This window comes from Pseudomonas sp. IT-P74 (assembly GCF_949768175.1).
In the GTDB taxonomy this organism is placed as follows: domain Bacteria; phylum Pseudomonadota; class Gammaproteobacteria; order Pseudomonadales; family Pseudomonadaceae; genus Aquipseudomonas.
Genome location: NZ_CATKQD010000093.1, coordinates 274,359 through 290,246 on the forward strand (window position 1 = coordinate 274,359; position 15,888 = coordinate 290,246).

Annotated in this window: 17 protein-coding genes and 2 pseudogenes; 8 read left to right on the plus strand and 11 right to left on the minus strand. The window is 54.9% G+C overall.

Annotated features, from left to right (window positions below):
* The first annotated feature begins 873 nt into the window (after positions 1-873).
* Both ACM6J5_RS28980 and ACM6J5_RS28985 read left to right on the plus strand, forming a co-directional pair.
* Positions 874-1,854: an integrase domain-containing protein gene (locus ACM6J5_RS28980; protein WP_414929795.1), complete on the plus strand. Its 981-nt coding sequence runs from the start codon at positions 874-876 to the stop codon at positions 1,852-1,854.
* Positions 1,851-2,126, plus strand: a complete 276-nt coding sequence (locus tag ACM6J5_RS28985; RefSeq protein WP_103401027.1) for a hypothetical protein — start codon at positions 1,851-1,853, stop codon at positions 2,124-2,126. Before ACM6J5_RS28980 ends, ACM6J5_RS28985 begins: the two co-directional genes overlap by 4 nt.
* Positions 2,127-2,197: 71 nt before the next feature.
* Here the strand turns inward: ACM6J5_RS28985 and ACM6J5_RS28990 are convergent.
* The 4 genes and pseudogenes from ACM6J5_RS28990 to ACM6J5_RS29005 all read right to left on the minus strand — a co-directional run.
* Positions 2,198-2,625, minus strand: a pseudogene (locus ACM6J5_RS28990) (transposase); the annotation flags it as partial.
* Between the two features lie 438 nt (positions 2,626-3,063).
* Entirely contained in the window at positions 3,064-4,098 is a 1,035-nt protein-coding gene (locus ACM6J5_RS28995) for a serine/threonine-protein kinase (RefSeq protein ID WP_103401026.1), read from the minus strand.
* The gene (locus tag ACM6J5_RS29000) at positions 4,095-4,622 is read right to left on the minus strand and encodes a hypothetical protein (protein ID WP_256587317.1); all 528 of its coding nucleotides are present in this window, start codon (positions 4,620-4,622) and stop codon (positions 4,095-4,097) included. The genes ACM6J5_RS28995 and ACM6J5_RS29000 overlap by 4 nt, the downstream gene beginning before the upstream one ends.
* Before the next feature lie 233 nt (positions 4,623-4,855).
* On the minus strand, positions 4,856-5,770 hold the full coding sequence (locus tag ACM6J5_RS29005) for an Abi family protein (protein ID WP_103401025.1): 915 nt from the start codon (positions 5,768-5,770) through the stop codon (positions 4,856-4,858).
* Positions 5,771-6,552: 782 nt separating this feature from the next.
* Between ACM6J5_RS29005 and ACM6J5_RS29010 the strand changes: the two genes are divergently transcribed.
* Together ACM6J5_RS29010 and ACM6J5_RS29015 are read left to right on the plus strand one after the other, a co-directional pair.
* Entirely contained in the window at positions 6,553-7,029 is a 477-nt protein-coding gene (locus tag ACM6J5_RS29010; RefSeq protein WP_414929796.1) for a hypothetical protein, read from the plus strand.
* Entirely contained in the window at positions 7,026-7,859 is an 834-nt protein-coding gene (locus tag ACM6J5_RS29015; RefSeq protein WP_103401963.1) for a SecC motif-containing protein, read from the plus strand. Before ACM6J5_RS29010 ends, ACM6J5_RS29015 begins: the two co-directional genes overlap by 4 nt.
* Positions 7,860-7,964: 105 nt before the next feature.
* Here ACM6J5_RS29015 and ACM6J5_RS29020 read toward each other — a convergent pair whose 3' ends face one another.
* From ACM6J5_RS29020 to ACM6J5_RS29030, 3 genes are all read right to left on the minus strand, one after another.
* Positions 7,965-8,438: a hypothetical protein gene (locus tag ACM6J5_RS29020; RefSeq protein ID WP_414929797.1), complete on the minus strand. Its 474-nt coding sequence runs from the start codon at positions 8,436-8,438 to the stop codon at positions 7,965-7,967.
* Positions 8,439-8,482: 44 nt separating this feature from the next.
* Positions 8,483-9,763: a DUF5623 domain-containing protein gene (locus tag ACM6J5_RS29025; protein WP_103401965.1), complete on the minus strand. Its 1,281-nt coding sequence runs from the start codon at positions 9,761-9,763 to the stop codon at positions 8,483-8,485.
* A gap of 196 nt (positions 9,764-9,959) precedes the next feature.
* Positions 9,960-10,082 carry a transposase gene (locus ACM6J5_RS29030; RefSeq protein ID WP_146038397.1) on the minus strand — a complete coding sequence of 41 codons (123 nt, stop codon included), beginning with the start codon at positions 10,080-10,082 and terminating at the stop codon, positions 9,960-9,962.
* Between the two features lie 109 nt (positions 10,083-10,191).
* On the opposite strand from ACM6J5_RS29030, the pseudogene ACM6J5_RS29035 reads away from it, so the two are divergent.
* Positions 10,192-10,712 (plus strand): annotated as a pseudogene (locus ACM6J5_RS29035) (DNA/RNA helicase domain-containing protein); the annotation flags it as partial.
* A 335-nt stretch (positions 10,713-11,047) separates the two neighbouring features.
* Here the strand turns inward: ACM6J5_RS29035 and ACM6J5_RS29040 are convergent.
* Entirely contained in the window at positions 11,048-11,311 is a 264-nt protein-coding gene (locus ACM6J5_RS29040) for a hypothetical protein (RefSeq protein ID WP_095942453.1), read from the minus strand.
* Between the two features lie 202 nt (positions 11,312-11,513).
* Between ACM6J5_RS29040 and ACM6J5_RS29045 the strand changes: the two genes are divergently transcribed.
* The 3 genes from ACM6J5_RS29045 (at position 11,514) to ACM6J5_RS29055 (ending at position 12,905) form a co-directional block, all read left to right on the plus strand.
* A complete protein-coding gene (locus ACM6J5_RS29045; RefSeq protein ID WP_414929798.1) occupies positions 11,514-11,975 on the plus strand; it encodes a cysteine hydrolase family protein in 462 nt (153 codons plus the stop codon).
* Between the two features lie 329 nt (positions 11,976-12,304).
* Positions 12,305-12,655 (plus strand): DUF6124 family protein, encoded by a 351-nt coding sequence (locus ACM6J5_RS29050; RefSeq protein WP_414929799.1) that lies wholly within the window; start codon positions 12,305-12,307, stop codon positions 12,653-12,655.
* Position 12,656: 1 nt separating this feature from the next.
* Positions 12,657-12,905, plus strand: a complete 249-nt coding sequence (locus ACM6J5_RS29055) for a hypothetical protein (protein WP_414929824.1) — start codon at positions 12,657-12,659, stop codon at positions 12,903-12,905.
* Positions 12,906-12,959: 54 nt separating this feature from the next.
* On the opposite strand, the gene ACM6J5_RS29060 is transcribed toward ACM6J5_RS29055, so the two are convergent.
* From ACM6J5_RS29060 to ACM6J5_RS29070, 3 genes are all read right to left on the minus strand, one after another.
* A complete protein-coding gene (locus ACM6J5_RS29060) occupies positions 12,960-13,868 on the minus strand; it encodes a YeeE/YedE thiosulfate transporter family protein (RefSeq protein ID WP_414929800.1) in 909 nt (302 codons plus the stop codon).
* Positions 13,869-14,157: 289 nt separating this feature from the next.
* Entirely contained in the window at positions 14,158-14,991 is an 834-nt protein-coding gene (locus tag ACM6J5_RS29065; protein ID WP_414929801.1) for a phosphatase PAP2 family protein, read from the minus strand.
* 31 nt (positions 14,992-15,022) lie between these two features.
* Positions 15,023-15,694, minus strand: coding sequence for a histidine phosphatase family protein (locus ACM6J5_RS29070; protein ID WP_414929802.1), 672 nt, complete (start codon positions 15,692-15,694; stop codon positions 15,023-15,025).
* Positions 15,695-15,888 lie beyond the last annotated feature (194 nt).

Sequence of the window (15,888 nt, forward strand, 5' to 3'; positions counted from 1 at the left end):
CGCTTGTAAGCGCGGGTCCTTCCAAACAGGGCTGCAAAGCCGCCCTCTTTGGAAGGACCTCACTTTGAAAAGCTAAAAGCCACGACGTTGTCCGAGGTTTACCACGGAATTCCATAGGTGGATAACCCCACTCCAAGTCCAGAGTAACGCTGAATTTCGACCCTTGACCGGGTTTATCCACAAGCGTAGAACTGGCCGTGCAAGCGCTGTCGCTGACAGCACCCCAGGTGGCCCGAACCTTCAAGGTCACGCCGCTCCCGCGGTGGTTCTCCCTAAAGGCGATTCGCATCCGGCAGCTCGCCCGGTCACCTCCCCGGTGATGGATGCTCTCTAATCTCATGGCCCTAGTGCGCCAGCTACACCGTACCTCGCTGCCCTGCAGCAACCTATCCGCTTGGCCGAATATTGCGCCAACCTGTGCCCGTCTCTTTCTTCTGGAAAGAGACGGGCACTTCTACCACTGCTGCAGCCCTGATCGCACATGGCTTTGCGGCAATCCCCCTTGTGACAATCGGCGTGACAAACGCCGATGTCACCAGTAGCAGCGATGCAGATGATGGTGCCGCAGACCACGGAATGGACTGCACCTGACTGACAGTCAGGCATGCCCCGGCCATCTCATCGATGTTTCACCCGGCTCAGGATCTACAGGCGCTGGTTTCGTCAGCAAGTGCTGCCTCCACCCGCCCACCGGCAACGGTGTTAAGGAGGCCAGATCACGAGATGCCCTTGCTCCTAGTCGTAAGGAGCCGTCAGTCCCGCGTAGTGGACATTCCCCACAGGTCGCAGGGGCCTTGATCCCTGACAACACTCAGCATTCTTGGCGGGATGACGTGGTGCAAGGATCGGAGAACGAGCGATGAGGTGATCGACATGGCATTGGTAGGTAGGCGGGATGGCCGCAATTTCGGCTACGGCAGGCAGTTGAGCTACGCAGGACCTCAGGCGCTGAAAGACATGTTCGGCGGTGGCCACTACGGCACGGTCAAGGCGCACTGTGATCGCTGGCAGGCATTCGTGAAGTGGTGTCGTTCCGAGGAGGGGCCCGATATCAATGATGCGCGGCACATCGATCGGAAGGTGTTGGCCGACTATGCAGCGTACCTGCGCAACGTGGTTGGGCGCGGTGACCTCGCCATCAGCACCGCACAAAACCGGCTATCCAGCGTTAACAGGACCATGGCGGCGCTTCGCGGTGATCAGTACGTGAGGTTGCATAGTCCGAGTAAGGCTTTGGGTATGCAGCGCACCGGGATTCGCCACTCAGTGCCGCAGGGCCAAGACCGCGAACAGGTTGAGCAGATTGTCGATGCGCTTTGTAGCCGTGATCAGAGACGGGCCGCAGCGATCGTTCTGTTGGCGCGAGCTACCGGAATGCGCTTACGTGAGGCTATCTTGGCTGATCTGTCACGGCTAAGTCGTGAGGCTGAAGTCTTCGAAAAGATCAATATCCAGGACGGTACCAAAGGCGGCCGCGCCGGAGCCTCAGCACCACGTTGGATTGCGGTGGATGACTATGTGCGTGATGCGCTTGCATTAGCGGAGCAGGTGTCGCCGGCGGGTAGCCGCAATCTGATCGCGCCAAACGAAAGTTACCTGAACGTTCTGCAGGAAGTCATCCGACCTGCGCGGGACATCCTCCATTCCCACAACCTCAAAGGCTTTCATGAGCTACGGGCGGCGTTCGCGTGTGAACGCTATGAGCAGATCACCCAACACCGCGCGCCTATCAACGGCGGTAAATACTACCAGTTAGATCAGCGCCTTGATCGTGAGGCCCGGAGGCGAATCAGCTATGAGCTGGGGCACGGTCGAATCGATGTGGTCGCCACCTACATTGGAGGACGCACATGAGTAAGCCATTCGATATGGAATTGTTCTTGGCTAGCGTGCTGACCGGATCGCACGTCACGAGGCAACGCCATTTGCGGCAGGCGAGAATCATCCAAGCTGAAATCTCGGAGCGCTGGCAGCGACAGACGCCTTGGGCTTGGCAGAAAAAGCACGTGGTTTGGTTTCTTGAGCATCGCCTAAATCGACGCAGCGATGCGACGCGGTATTACTATTTGCTGACCGTGCGGCTGCTCGCTCGTCGTTTACAAAAAACATGGGGGTTCAATCGCTGAGTGAGACCGACTGCTATCGACCCAATAGACAGTGGCTGTGATAATGTTTCGCCGCCAAGATTCGGGGTTCAGTTTGGCAGCACGTACACGCTAATGGAGGCTTCCTCGGACGCCTGGAGTTGCGGGCCATTTGAGTAACCTATATCGGCCGTCACGGTCAGCGTGTCCTGACCCAGTTCGGCCTTGGCAGCTTTAGCTATGGATTCAAGCTGCTTGCGGTCGTCACCCTCTTGCGTCACCTGGTAATGCAAAATCAGACAGTGCTCTGCGTCCACGGCTGTTTGCACGTTATAGGCAACACGCGCCCCTTTGGCGTGCGCATCATTCGGGCATCGCTTTCGTGCGTGTCGAATTGTTCCAGCCCCATCGACTTCATCAAGGCTTGGCAACTACGGTTGTCTTGCTGCTTGGCCTCAATCTTCGCCAGTGCCGCCTTGATCGCAGTGCGATTTACCACTTGCCCGCCCTCTGCTTTATCAGCGGCATCCAAGTCAGCCAGGTCCAGTCAAGAGCCAGGCGGTCTCTTCGAACCCGTAGCAGCGACATACACATGGCATGAACTACAGCGCAGCCGACATCCGGCCCTCAGCTGTCGATCAGACGAACAGTAGGAATTAGCTCCCCAAACTGGCCACCCCTTGCGTTGGTCAGTGAGCCTAGCTGGCCTTCGATCGACACAAAAGAAGCTCAAGCTAGGAACGATCGACTAGGGAAATTTACGAGGATACGGAGGACTCAAGAGATAGGCCTACACGAAAAAATCGCGTAGGCCCGGCGGAGTTATCGGCCGTGATATACGATTTTCGAATCGCCCATCAGGTCTTCGACTTTCACCAGAGGTACAGACGAGCGAGCGCGACCAGAGCTTGTCTGGCTACGTCCTGTGGAAATTTGGGATCTGGTCAGATAACCATCCCCATCCTTCCTGCCTGCCTGCTTACCACTCTGATGACATGAGGATTTCATGAGTCCGCTCCGGGGTTACATTGGCCTCGCAGAGCTTCGGCTTCTTGCGATACGTGCCACCAGCCGTTTTTTTCGAGGCGGTGCACTGGCCATTATCGGCCACCTCTACCAAAAGCGATGTACCGTCCGACGAAATGCTTTCCCAGCGCTGGGTATTCCCAACCGTTGAGAACCGCCAATCCAGGCCTAAATCATCGATCGACGACAACTCATTCAGTAGATCCATTACTGATTGATACCGCGTGTCAGGGTCGAATCTCAAGCACTTCTTGATGATGGTCTTGAGTTTTTTCGGGACATGAAGCGGCAGTTGCGTGAGGTTTGGGTAGGTTTCTGTGCGTTGCGCACGGATCAGCTCGGCACCAAGGTGGTAGGAATCTCGCTGACGTTGCAGGGAATCCAAACCCACCAGTAGACGGTACAAAGTCAGCCCGACCTGATAGATGTCTGCGCTGTTGTTGAAGTCTCGGGTCGCAGAGCTTTCCGGCGGTAGATGGAGACGGTAGGTGGCTTCGGGCGTGGCAAAGCCATCGTCGTCCATGTTCTTGGCGAACCCGAAATCTGACAGCAGTGCCTCGTCGGTATCAGAGATCAGGATGTTGTCAGGCTTGATATCGAAGTGGAGCAGCCCCTTGGAATGGATGTTGTTGAGGCCGCTTAGGAATTGGATGGAGTAACGGATGAGCTGTCTGCAGGTTAGCCCTTCCGCTTCTACGATCTGATGAAGCGATCCTCTGCTGTAATACGGCATGGCAATGTAGATGTTCTGAGCATCCTTACAGGCGTACAGCACCTGCACGACGTTGGGGTGCACGCTCTTGTAAAGCAGCTGAGCCTCGAGCAGATACCGCTCTTCGTTGAACCCATCGGTCTTGACCTGCTTGATCACGAGCTCGGCGTCCAGGTGTTCGTCATGGGCGACATACACCTCGGAGTTTTCGCCATGCTCACCGATGCGTTGCTTCTTCTGGAACGATACCTGGGCCGCCTGGTAAGGAATGATCATCGGGTGGCTCCTACGGCTACAAGGATCGCCTCACGAACAGCTTGAGCCTTGCCGGCTGGCCACCCCTCGACGTCATCAAGATCAGCTTCGCACTTCACGATCGAGGCGAATTGAGCTGCGGTGATGCCAAGCCGAGCGCTGATGCTTGTCTTGCGCCCCACGAAGTATTTTCTGATGCTGCTGCTTGCGAACGACTCCATGAACACGGCTTCCAGGTAGAGCCGATCAGCATCCTGGTTCTGTGAGTTGCCTTCTGCGACCCGGATGCCAGCTACGTCGACCTGATATTCCCGAAGGATGTCGAGGATGCTGTGTCGGGCGAATTTGAGCTGCTCTGGCTTGTTCAGTATCTGCGGGATGATCAAGGACTCGACGTTCAAGATTTGCTTCGCTTCATCGTCGTAGATGACGAACGTCGCCTTCTTGGGCTCAGCGCGTATTCCAAGTGATCGCATAGCGTTCCTTGCGTAGTGTGGAGTCGGTTGGTGTGCAAACCCTAGCATCAGATCGCTTGCATCGACCATACCTCCATGGTGTTCCTTGCCTCGCTATTTAGGCGGCCACGTCGTGTCCGTAGCAGCGACGACATACAGATGGCTTGGCTGAGCGCCTTTGACACTGCTCGCCGCCGCCTGATGAGTAGTGAAGAGGGCTGGATGGGCTACACGGTCAAGGTACCCCTCTACGGCCCAAGACCATGTACTTGGCTCAGGAGGCTAGGCTGATTAAAAGGAAGCGTGACTGATAATCCCGCAGGTCAGTCAGCCTGGAGGGTATAAATCCCCTTCCGCTTGCCGTAAACCGCTATTTTCAACACCTCGTTCCCGGCGCTTGCAGCCTCTGCGACCTTGATGAGCTTGGCCATGCTGTTGACCGTACTCGTCTTGGACTGATACTTGAAGCGCTCGATTTCAGCAATTGAGCAGGCCCGGTAGGCCGTTTTGATCACGCCGCTTTTCTCAAGCAGATCGATTTTCTCAGGCGAAATCCACGAAATCAGCTCGGTAATCTTGCCGATTTTCTCGTGGAGATGAGCTACGGCTTGCTGTTCGTCGGTGACATTGAATCGCTTCCAGACGGGCTCATGGTGCGACACCCGATTTCGAAACTTCCTAACCAGATTGACTTGATCCTTGCAGCTGGAAAGCATGTTGCCGGCCTGGTTGGTGGGCCACTGCCCTTTAAAAACGCGGCCCAGGTGCTTCGGCCAGATGAGCTTGTCACCCATGTACTCGTTGTCCAGAACGAATTCCCAGGTGGAAAAGTCCGTTTTCGAGACGACGTCCTGGTGATCAGGGCTGCCCCTCACCTTACGATTTTTCCGCTCGATGAAGGCAGCGTTGTAGGCTGAACCGAAATTTTTGGTCAGCTTAGCAACGGCATCCGGCGGATTCGCAGCGCCCGGGGTGAAGCTTTTATATCTGAGCTTACCGGCCTTCCACCAGAACTTCCCGATATCGGCGGTCAGAACGGTGTCAATTGAGTTCCGAAGCGTTACCTCCGCAGCGCTGAGCAACGGGTACAGAACACCGCAAACGTGGGAGTTCCACAGGTAGGCCCCCACGAGCTCAGCATCGTTGCTGGTCGAAAACACCCTGCTGTAGCTGGTAATTCGGTGAGAGCTGATGAGCTGGTCAATCAGATGGGGTCTATACTGGACGGTGTGCGGCATGCTCGGCTTCCTACTGGCCAGGTGCCTATATAAAGAGGGTTGACATCGGTGTCAACCGCTCGTAGGATTGAAAAACGGTTGGCACTGAGCTCCAATGAGCGAAAGCTTACGACTCCTTGCAAAGACCACGAAACACCCGCCCCGGCCTCGAGCCGGGGTTTTCGTTTCTGGCATCTAGAAACCGCCTCCATCAGCTTCAGCTTAGGCTGGAAGCAGCAGGCCGCTCGCCCCTCCGCTTTTTCACCCCCAGTAGCCGGCCTCTTCGAGTCCGTAGCAGCGACATACCCAGTCTGCATGACATGCGGCGTGATCGATCACGAAGCCTCTGACAGCCACACGCTCGCCCTCGAACCATTCAAAGCCTGCCGCATCGGCACACTACGAGACGAATCGTGCTAATCGTGCTAATCACGCTTGCTCGATCAGGCTTCGTATCGTCCTTCCCTCAGCAATGTCGAGCATGTAGACCACCACATCTAGTTGACTTTTATATTGACAGACGGCCTACCAATATAGATGATCGGGTTACACTGAACTACCGCTCTATAGGAGGCCGGGCGTAGCCCGGCCTCCTATAGAGCACTTATTAATATCAACTATTCGTCGCAGCGACACTAAACCCCGCCATTATTTTTTCTCACTAATTATGGCGATCGGGAAAGCCGAAAATACGATATTACTGAAAATAATAACGCGAGCAAAAACAAGCCGCATCAAGCGCTTTCATGATGGCTGGAATGGAACTGTACCATTCGCCTCATTGAATTACAGGGAGCATTTCAATGAGTTCTACCGCAAGAATATTTGAAGAAGTTGTAGCTGAGAACAGTGCTGCATCAAAATACATTGACAGTCTTGGTGACACAAGCGCGATCACCCTTCTGATCCCTGAAGCCAGCCCTGAGGGGCCTGCTGCGATTATAGGTGCAGATGCAATTGATTTCATGGCACTGCTGAGAGATCACCTTTCTGAAGACGTCAGCATCAAAGTTTGCGGCGATGCTGACAGTGTTCATTACTCCCAGCTAAACAGCATCATTATTGATATTGGCACCTACATCCTAAGCGATGTCAGCGTACCATTGTTTGTTACAGTTTTTGGCGCCTATATTCATTCCAAAATCAGTCAACACAACTCTGAGGATATTGAAGTCCGCATTGAACTTATCAAGGGCAAAGGGGCTAACAAGAGAAAATATCGTGTATCCGGAAGGGCCAATGCCGTCCTTAAGGTCGTCAAGGAACTCGAGAAAAAATGAGCTCTGCAAATATATTACCAGAGGTTGAAAAATTGCTCAGCGATTGGTGGGGCGTATCTTCTCAGCACGAGTACTACCTCGCACTACTAAGCAATCTTAAAAAGGCGACTGACGACAATAAAGTCAAGAACCACGCCTGGGTCTACAGCACTCTACTTGAAGGCCACTTCCTATACTTGGAAATTTTTGGTCTGCTAGCGGCCGAAGAGTTTTATCAAGCCTGGTGCAAGCTTGAAAGACTCGAAATTCTTTTAGCGAACCTTCGCAGCAATCGAGAGTATGTCAATGGTGATTTTGGTCAATCTTTTCTGAACAACGCAGTTAACAGCTGGCAACTTCTTTATCCATATAAGCTTTTTTTCAGCAGCCGTGAAATCATCAAAAAGATGAGCTGTTCAATTTGTCACACTCCTAGGTCTGTCCTTCAGGGCTGCAGACATCGTAGGGGAAAACTGTACGCCGGCGAGCTTTGCAACGATGTAGTGGAAGACTTTGAACTCATCACATACGATTTAGTATCGAACCCAGTTATAAAGGCATCCGTGCCCTTCAACTCCGAAATCGACCATTATGACTACTCGGCGCTAAGAGCCGCCCTGCAGATAGTCGAGACTCCTCGAGAATGGTTTTCAGCTTTTAAACAAGGAATACCGCTAGCGAAACATACAGGTGTTCACTCACCCACATTCCCATGCCCTTGCATGAGAAGTATCAGAAACTACGAAGACTGCTGTATGGCGCTACCAACGACTGAGACCGACCATATTATTTTTGACGTTCTTTCGCCAAGGCGCCCCATCCTAAGCAAGCTGCATGATTCCATGACATGACTCTAGAACCGGAGCAGTCTGCCACCACGCCGTATGGTGGTATCGAGCAATTCTCAGCTACCTCAGCATTATTACCTGCGTCCATTGGATGCCTGTCCGCCTTCTTCAATCTCGGACTGTCCGACGCCTTACCACTGTGCCTTTCAAAATCCTAATATTTACTTTTTTCTTCCAAGCAATTTGTTTCGGTGATAGCTTCCGCTTAAGTACGGTACGCCTCAAGAAGTTGTACTCTTCCTCATTGAATAGATAGCCTTTTTCCCAAGCATATTCGACCACATCTGCGTTTGCATTTGCAGTCGGGTCGAGGCTAATTCGCCGAAGCCCATCAAACAGATTTCCCGTATCAATACCCAAGAAGCGGTCAATACAAACGTTCCCTACGTAAGTCTTGTTACCGTTCCTGAAATTCAAAATATAGCAGTGCTCTTTGATTTCCTTTCCGCACGGACACTGATCAAATTCCTCACTAACCTCCACAGCATCGAGCTTCCACTCAAGCCTAGCCTGGTCGAAATTCGAAGCAACTGAGAGTTCCAGAATGTGCGCCCTTAAGCGCTCAAAATTATGACCTTCCACTTCCACCTCCGAAGTAAAAAAACCACAAAAGCCCTGAGTTGAGATTACGACTTGGCGATATGCAGACGTGCCGAATCCAGCTTTTTGAGGTGATCTCTCAGCGGCTTTGAGTCCAGGTAGGTACCCGTCATGATCGATCGCAGACGATCCACTGCCTCAAGCGTTTCGACACGGCTTGGGTAGCTAGAGATGTTGTGCCCGCCATAGTAGGCATCTGTGTCGAATTCAGGATGTTTTTCCCCCCGATACTCGGCGTCCATCCAGTTTTCCAACTCAGCTTGGAGCTCCGACAACGGCGTGCGGGCGGTGAAAGGCATGGCTGTTGCGTACAGCCGCTTGAGTATCCAGCCCATTTCGTTGTGGCCGGCGATGCTCATTTTCTGCGCGGGTCGCCAGGTGGAACTCCATCCTTCCATCCGACGGTATTCGACCGCATTCTTGCTGAAACCGTACGTGGTACCAGGGCGAGGTTTCCGCTTCTTCCCTGACTCAGCTCGTGCAGGACTTACAAACTGGCTGCTGAAATTCGCTGATTGGAAAACCCAACTGTCAGCCGCGTTCGCACTGAGGCGCTCAGCCGTAGCGACGACTCGGTTGAGGAGGCCAACATCACGACTCACGAAATGTGGGACTGCGCTGCCCGGGTAATACAAACCTTCCCAACTTGGCTTTACCAGTCTCAAGCCATGCTCGATAGACCAGTCGTTGCGCCTAGCTTGATATTCAGGCCGGTCAACATGGCCGTAGGGCTCATCAAGCATCAGCCAGGCACCAGTGTCGGCGCATACCCAACGAGAGATGTGGTCTGCATAAGGCAGCTGTTCTGCCTTATCCATGGCCGAGCGCTGGATCTTGGTTGTTGCCGGCTGGAGCCGTGCTGCTTCAATAAATTGAAGAGACAGAGCTGCACGAGTCAGCAACTCCCTCGCTCTCTCCAAGCTCTCAGCGGTGCTCCTCATTTCCACATGATCCAACGACTCAACGAAGAACCCTTGCAGATTTTGAGCGAAATGGCACTGATGCTTGCCCAGGAAGTCCGGCAGCGGCCTCGGGAGCTTAATCTCCAGAGTCTCCAGACCGGCCGTTCGGGGCTTGGTCGAAGAGTCACGCCAGTAGGCAGAGAAATAAACGCTATGGAGGACTGGAATTTTGAACCCAGCCTTCAACGATTTACGTGCGTGTTGATAGCTTTCGAAACCCGACTGTCTTGCAGCGAGCTCTAAGGCTTGCATGTATATGATTTCGGGGTTCTTGCCATTGATACGAGTGGCCGTACGTTTGATACCCGCGAGGGTAGAAGGACGAACGTTGGAAATGGTGCTCATGTTGGTTTCTCCGCCCGTAATGCAACGCCACCCGCCTACGCCGCTACAGGGCCTCGAAATAACATGGCCTTGAGCATGAGAGAACCAACAGGTAGTGCCGTTTCCAGCTTTCAAAGACGGGTGTGATGCGCCTACCCTGCGCGAGAAATAATCTAGCAAACCGCCGAACCAGAACGCAAGCCCTCCTACCAAGCACCTAATGTTGCCGAGGTTGCTTCGCCGCACCGAACACCGCGATCACCCGGGCTAATTCGGTTTCGGTACCGCCGCGCATATCCATCGGCTCGGTGGCCAACCAGATTGCATCGATGCGGATCATTGAGCGACAGCCCGAATAAATTGCGCGCAGCCCTCAGGATCCGAGGCTGGCCATTTTACCGTGATTAATTGCCCGGCCATGGGCAACTCAATGGTCACTGACGCTTCGGCTGTTCGACTCACCTCAGGCGATGCATGAGGCAATCAACGAGAAAAACCACGGAAACAAAGCTCGTGTGGTCGCAGGCTATTGCTGGCCTTGGTTGAGCAAGAAAGACCCCTCCGCTGCTGATATCGTCATTGGTGACTACAAACGCCAATGGAACCTGGATCAGGATGGCAGCCTATGGATCATCGCTGAGAAATCCATCGAGCAGGTTGGCTGCATTCATACCTGCCAAGGTTTGGAAGTCGACTACATCGGGGTGATCATCGGGCCAGACCTAGTCGTACGTGACGGTAAGGTAGTGACATCCCCGGATGAGCGCGACAAGCACGATAAATCGATTCGCGGCTGGAAAAAATGATGAAAGAGCAACCTACCCTCGCGAAAAATGAAACAGACCTGATCATCAAAAATACATACCGAACCCTGATGACACGCGGAATGAAGGGTTGCTACCTGTACTGCACCGACAAAGAGACTGCGCAATACTTCGAGAGTCGGCTTAGCCAACACAGCAATCATTGACGGTATCGTTTGCTAGGAGCCCCTGTACCTGCGAGCGCAGGGGCAACAATCAACAGCTCGACCATTGGCTTGATAGATTCAGCCCCGATTAGTTTTGGGGGGCGGAGCTCAGAAAGCACCGTCCATCGGAATCCAGACCACGCAGCGTTCCAACTGGTATTCCAAGCAAGTTGACCAAACAATTATTTACTAGCCAAAACAGATAGATACCGACTTGTTTCAGATTACCCCGGCCCACCAATTGAGACACCAACGAAGCCCGCCTTGTGCGGGGTTGTTGTTTCCGGCTGCATCGCAAACTCTGCAACAGCCTGAAGCAGCCCCGACACCAACGATCAGTACTTGATATCCCGAGCCGTACGACGGGTATCCTGCTTGGTGCTGCGCTTGTCCTGGCGACATTCCACGTTGCTCTTGTCACTGCCCTTTCTGCATTCATCCTTGGTTTGCCGGGCAGTGGATCGTCCTTCCTGCCTGGTATCGCGCGCTTCACGTCGCTGTTCACCCTGCTCGGTCGCGTAGACGGGTAGCGTCACCCACTGCACGCCGGCGGCGATGAGCAGCGTCGCCAGGGCTTTCAAGTAGTGCTTGCGAATCATGACTTTTCTCCAATTCAACATCGTTCAGTCGCTTCGTTCGCTCCCCCAGGATTTCAGCGAAAACGTGAGTTACATCGTACGCCCACAACTCACAAAAGCACTTTGTGGCAGGTAAAATCTGACGATAGGGTCGCATGGTCAGTCGCGCAATGCCGCTATGTGCACAGTCGCCCCTAAAACTGCCATCACCTCGGAGAAGCCCATGCGCCAAGCCCTCCTGATCATCGACGTACAACCCTGCTTCGCCCCGCCACAATGGCTGATCGACGGTATCCAGACGCTCATCGGCACCCTGCCCAGTGTCGCCACGGTCGAGCGCCATGACGAATCCATAACCCCCTTCGAAAAACAGCTCGGCTGGCACCCTGCGACCGACGATGACAGCCTGATCCCGGCCGACCGCGTCTTTATCAAGCACGGCTACGCGCCCACACCGGAAACCATCGACTACCTGAGAAGCCTCAATGTCGAACGCGTGCTGGTGTGCGGCCTGCAGACCGAGACCTGCTGCCTGGCGGCGGGGTTTGCGCTGTTTGATGCGGGTTTGCAGCCGACATTGATTACGGATTTGACGGTGGGGTCGTCACTGGACCGGACGGGCGGGTTAGGGGTCAGGCTTTGGGAGCATCATTTCAAGCACACGGTGAAATCGAGTGACCTGTGATCGGTGCAACGACTTCACCGCGTCCTAGGACATTTCCCTCAAAACGCATCGCCTTTCATGAACTGGCGGACGCAACTTCTCGAGGATAGCCTTCAGAGGTCGCTGCAAATCAGCGATCAGTTTTGACAGGCTGAAACCGGAACCTTCCACTCGTCCCAATAAAACGGCATGCTTTCGCGCGTGCAATTTTCATGGTGGCTGTGCGTGGGGCATCTTCGGATGCACCGGTTTCCTGTGTTTCCGGTCTGTCAACCTGCGTACAGCTGCCACCCTACCTTGTTTGACAGCAGGATAGCGCCGGCTCCTTTGAACAAACCAGGAACCCCGTCATGAAAAAGCACAGCCCTAATCCGCCAGATTCAACAACCGAAATACCCGACTTATCCAACCTCTCAAAAACCACCGAACCCACCATCAGCACCCGCCTGCGCAACCCCAACCACCTCGACCCCATCAGCCACGTCTTCACCCTCCGCCCCGACATCGACACACCGTCCCTGCTCACCCACGCCAGCGAAACCCTCGCCTCGCTCAACGTCATGAGCACCGACCTTGCCTGTGAACTTGAAAGCTCGCGTCGCAACATCGCCCTGGCGATCCAGCAACTGGCCGTGCTGGCGCAATTGCTGGTAAACCGGGCACTGGACAACATCGCGCCACTCGACGAAGTGGAGGCTTGAGATCGATCGCTACATGCCGATGACCGGTATCGACTGCATCATCGCGTCGCTGCTGATCGACACCGAAGCACCGCTGGATGTGCTGCACGAAACAGCCGCCTATCGCATTCGAACCGCGACACAATTGCTGGAGAGCTTCGCGGCTGACGAGGGTGTTTACAGCGAACTGGCGCGGGTGCTGGTCACCTCCCTGCGCGATGGTTGCGATTTGCTGGATGTGGTTGGGCGGCGGTTGCGGATGCAGGTTTGATCATTGGAAAATGGACGGCCTCATTGAGGTCGTCCGACTCCAGGGCCGCGATCATCAGGCACGCAGCCGCTTAACCCCAACCCCCACCAATATCCCCAACACAATCGACACCAACGGCACCGCCCCCACCCAGGTCAGCGTCGGAAACACCAACAAAATCTGCGAGTCATTGCCGCCCAGCATCATCGATGCACCGGTGCCCATCAACACGCCCGCGAGCAAATGCCTGGCCGCTGTCATCGTGGCAAACCGCTGGTAGTTGAAGGTACGGCGATGCAAGGTGTAACAGAGCATGCCCAGCATCAGCATGGCGAACACCGTCACACGCGGGGTGGTCAATGATCTGTCGCCCGAGCCCCAGAACAATTGTGAGAGATCGTAGAAAAACACGCTGGGCGTCCACAGCGGTTCAAAGGTGTAGAGGGCGCTGGTCAACGCCCCCAGGAGCAGGCTCGACAGCACCAGGTATTTGTCACCGTGGATCCGGATCAGGAACAGCAGAATCAGCAGCACGATGCCAATGACCAGCCAGTAATGACGGCTGGTGATCATCGGCATTTGCAGCGCCCGGTGTTCGGGCAGCATGTTCAGGTGATGCCACAGTACGATGCCCAGCACCCAGCCGAGGATGGTAAAGACCTTGTTGAGGTTGCCGCTGGCGAGCTTGGTGAGGGTGCCGACGCTGCACCCGTCGTTGAGCACCGAGGCGAGGCCAAACAGCAACCCGCCACCAACCAGTGACAGATAGCCAACCTCTGGGATGAACAGCGGCTGACTGACGCCAGACAAGGCGTAGAGCGGTGCGAGCAACAGACCGAACAAGCCACAACTGACCAGCGACACGAACAGGGTCGGCCGACGCTTGAGCAGCAGCCTGATGGCATTGACCAGGCACATACCCATGCGCTGAGAGACCCAGCCGATGAGGAACGCCAGCAGCAGCGAAATCGGCAATGAAAACACGGGCCTCCCAGTTTCCAGGTAGTGGCATCCAGTCGATGCCTGACAGACAGATTAGTCGCTGGGCGAACCCGCAAAGCCCGGGACTTGGAGCGAGATGAATTTTTCTTCACCCCACCCCCTCGCACCGGCCTGTACATTGTCCTCGCTCATTCAAGAAACTACGGTTTGCCCGCCTCCCGCGGGCTTTTTTTTGTCTGCGACTTCGCAATCCGAGACTCACTGAAGGTTTCCTCGAGTAACAAAAAACCCGCACCCTTTCGAGGTGCGGGTTTTGCGGTTCAACGCCAACTCAATTCGCTGGTTGGGTCTGAGTCGCCGCCACCGGTTGTTGCACTTTGGAAAGCACCGGCTGCTCCAGCCTCGCTCGCCCATAAAACGCCAGCGCCGTCAGTAAACACGCCAACCACACGAAGATCCCGGCCCAGAAGGTGTGGGACATGTAGTGCCACCCTTGCAATACCCGCGTGGTGCCATAGATGAAACCGAGGGTCAGCGAGCCGTACATGATCGCTTTGGAATAGCGCCAGCGATAACGGCGCGCCACGAAGTACAACGCCAGCATGGTGAAGCCGCCCGACGCATGTCCGCCCGGCCAGCAGCGCCCCTCACCGGCGACTTTCAGCAGGTCGAAATTCTCATACCACTCAATGTGCTCCATCTTGCCGCCGTACAGGGTGGTCTCGATCGGGCAATACACGCTGGTGTGGCCCTTGAGGTAGTGAATGACCCCGGTGCTGATGGAGAACGCGAACACCACGTAGAGAAAGTCGCGTCGATGGCGGTTGGCAAAGCGCAGTACCGGTGCGACTTTGATTTTTTCCAGGAAGGCGATGATTTTCGAGTGCTTTTCAGCCTTCAGGCGCGGCCAGAGAAACGACAGCAAGGCACCGATAATCGCGATTTCGCCGGTCCAGTTCGGAATGATCCGCGCCCATTTGTGGGTGATTTTTTCGAACAGATGGACCTGGTCCAACGGGTACGTCTGCGTCACCGGATCAAAAAAGTAATTGTTGAAGGCGATGTCGATGCCAGTCATGTCGAACATCAGGAACACCGCGACCGCGCAGGCCAGCGGAATACCAAAATTCACCCAGTAAAAGCGGTAGCGGGAGGCGGTCGGCATGCTCAGTCCTGATTCAAAGGGATGGTGAAATTCAACGGGTTGTCACCGTCGGCCAATCCGAGGCTTCGATGAAGCCAAGCATGCGCGGAGTCTGCGGCGATTCGGCGGAGATAAACAGAGAGGCCCCGTAACCCAGGGTCGACGTCGGCAAATGGAGGTCTTTTGTCAGTTGGGCCATGCATTCGCTGTGGGTCACCAGAATCAGGTTACGCCCGGCCACCTTGTGCGCCAACGCGTCGCGCAGCATGGTGCCCTTGCAACTGATCAACCAGTCTTCGCCCGTGCCGACTTTGTTGAACATGAAGCTGGCGGTCTGCGCCGCGCGCAGGATCGGGCTGTTGTAGATATCGGCCTTGTCCAGGCCCAGGTCCTGGAAGTGCGCACCGACTCCCATGGCAACACGGCGCGAGCGTTCGGTAATGCCATCGTTGCCAAACAGGCAAGGTGCCGAGGAGTGATCGCAGCGTTCGACGTGGCGCACCAGAACGATCAGGTCGCCCTTGGCCCACCCGGTCATCAACGCCTGTGCACCGGTCACATTGCCGTGAGCCAGGTCTGCAACGGCGGCAGGTCGCAGCAAAAACACCGTCAACGGGATCACCAGCAACACCGAGGCCAACACCACCGCTGCGTTGCGATAGCGGGCGAAGCGGTTCAGATCGATCGAGCGTTTTATCCCGAAAAGACTCAGTCTTAATTCCACATCAAGCCGCCTCGCCGGCACGCGCTACTTCATCAAATTCCCGGCAGGTTAAAGAAAGGCGCGTCGGTGGCTGGTGAAACCTATGTGAAAAAAAGCTTAAAAGCGCTGTAAAAATCTTGTTACACAAACCCTGCGGAAAAATCCTTTCAGCTCCCGGGATTGCTGCCGATACATCCTGCTTACACAGCTTGGCG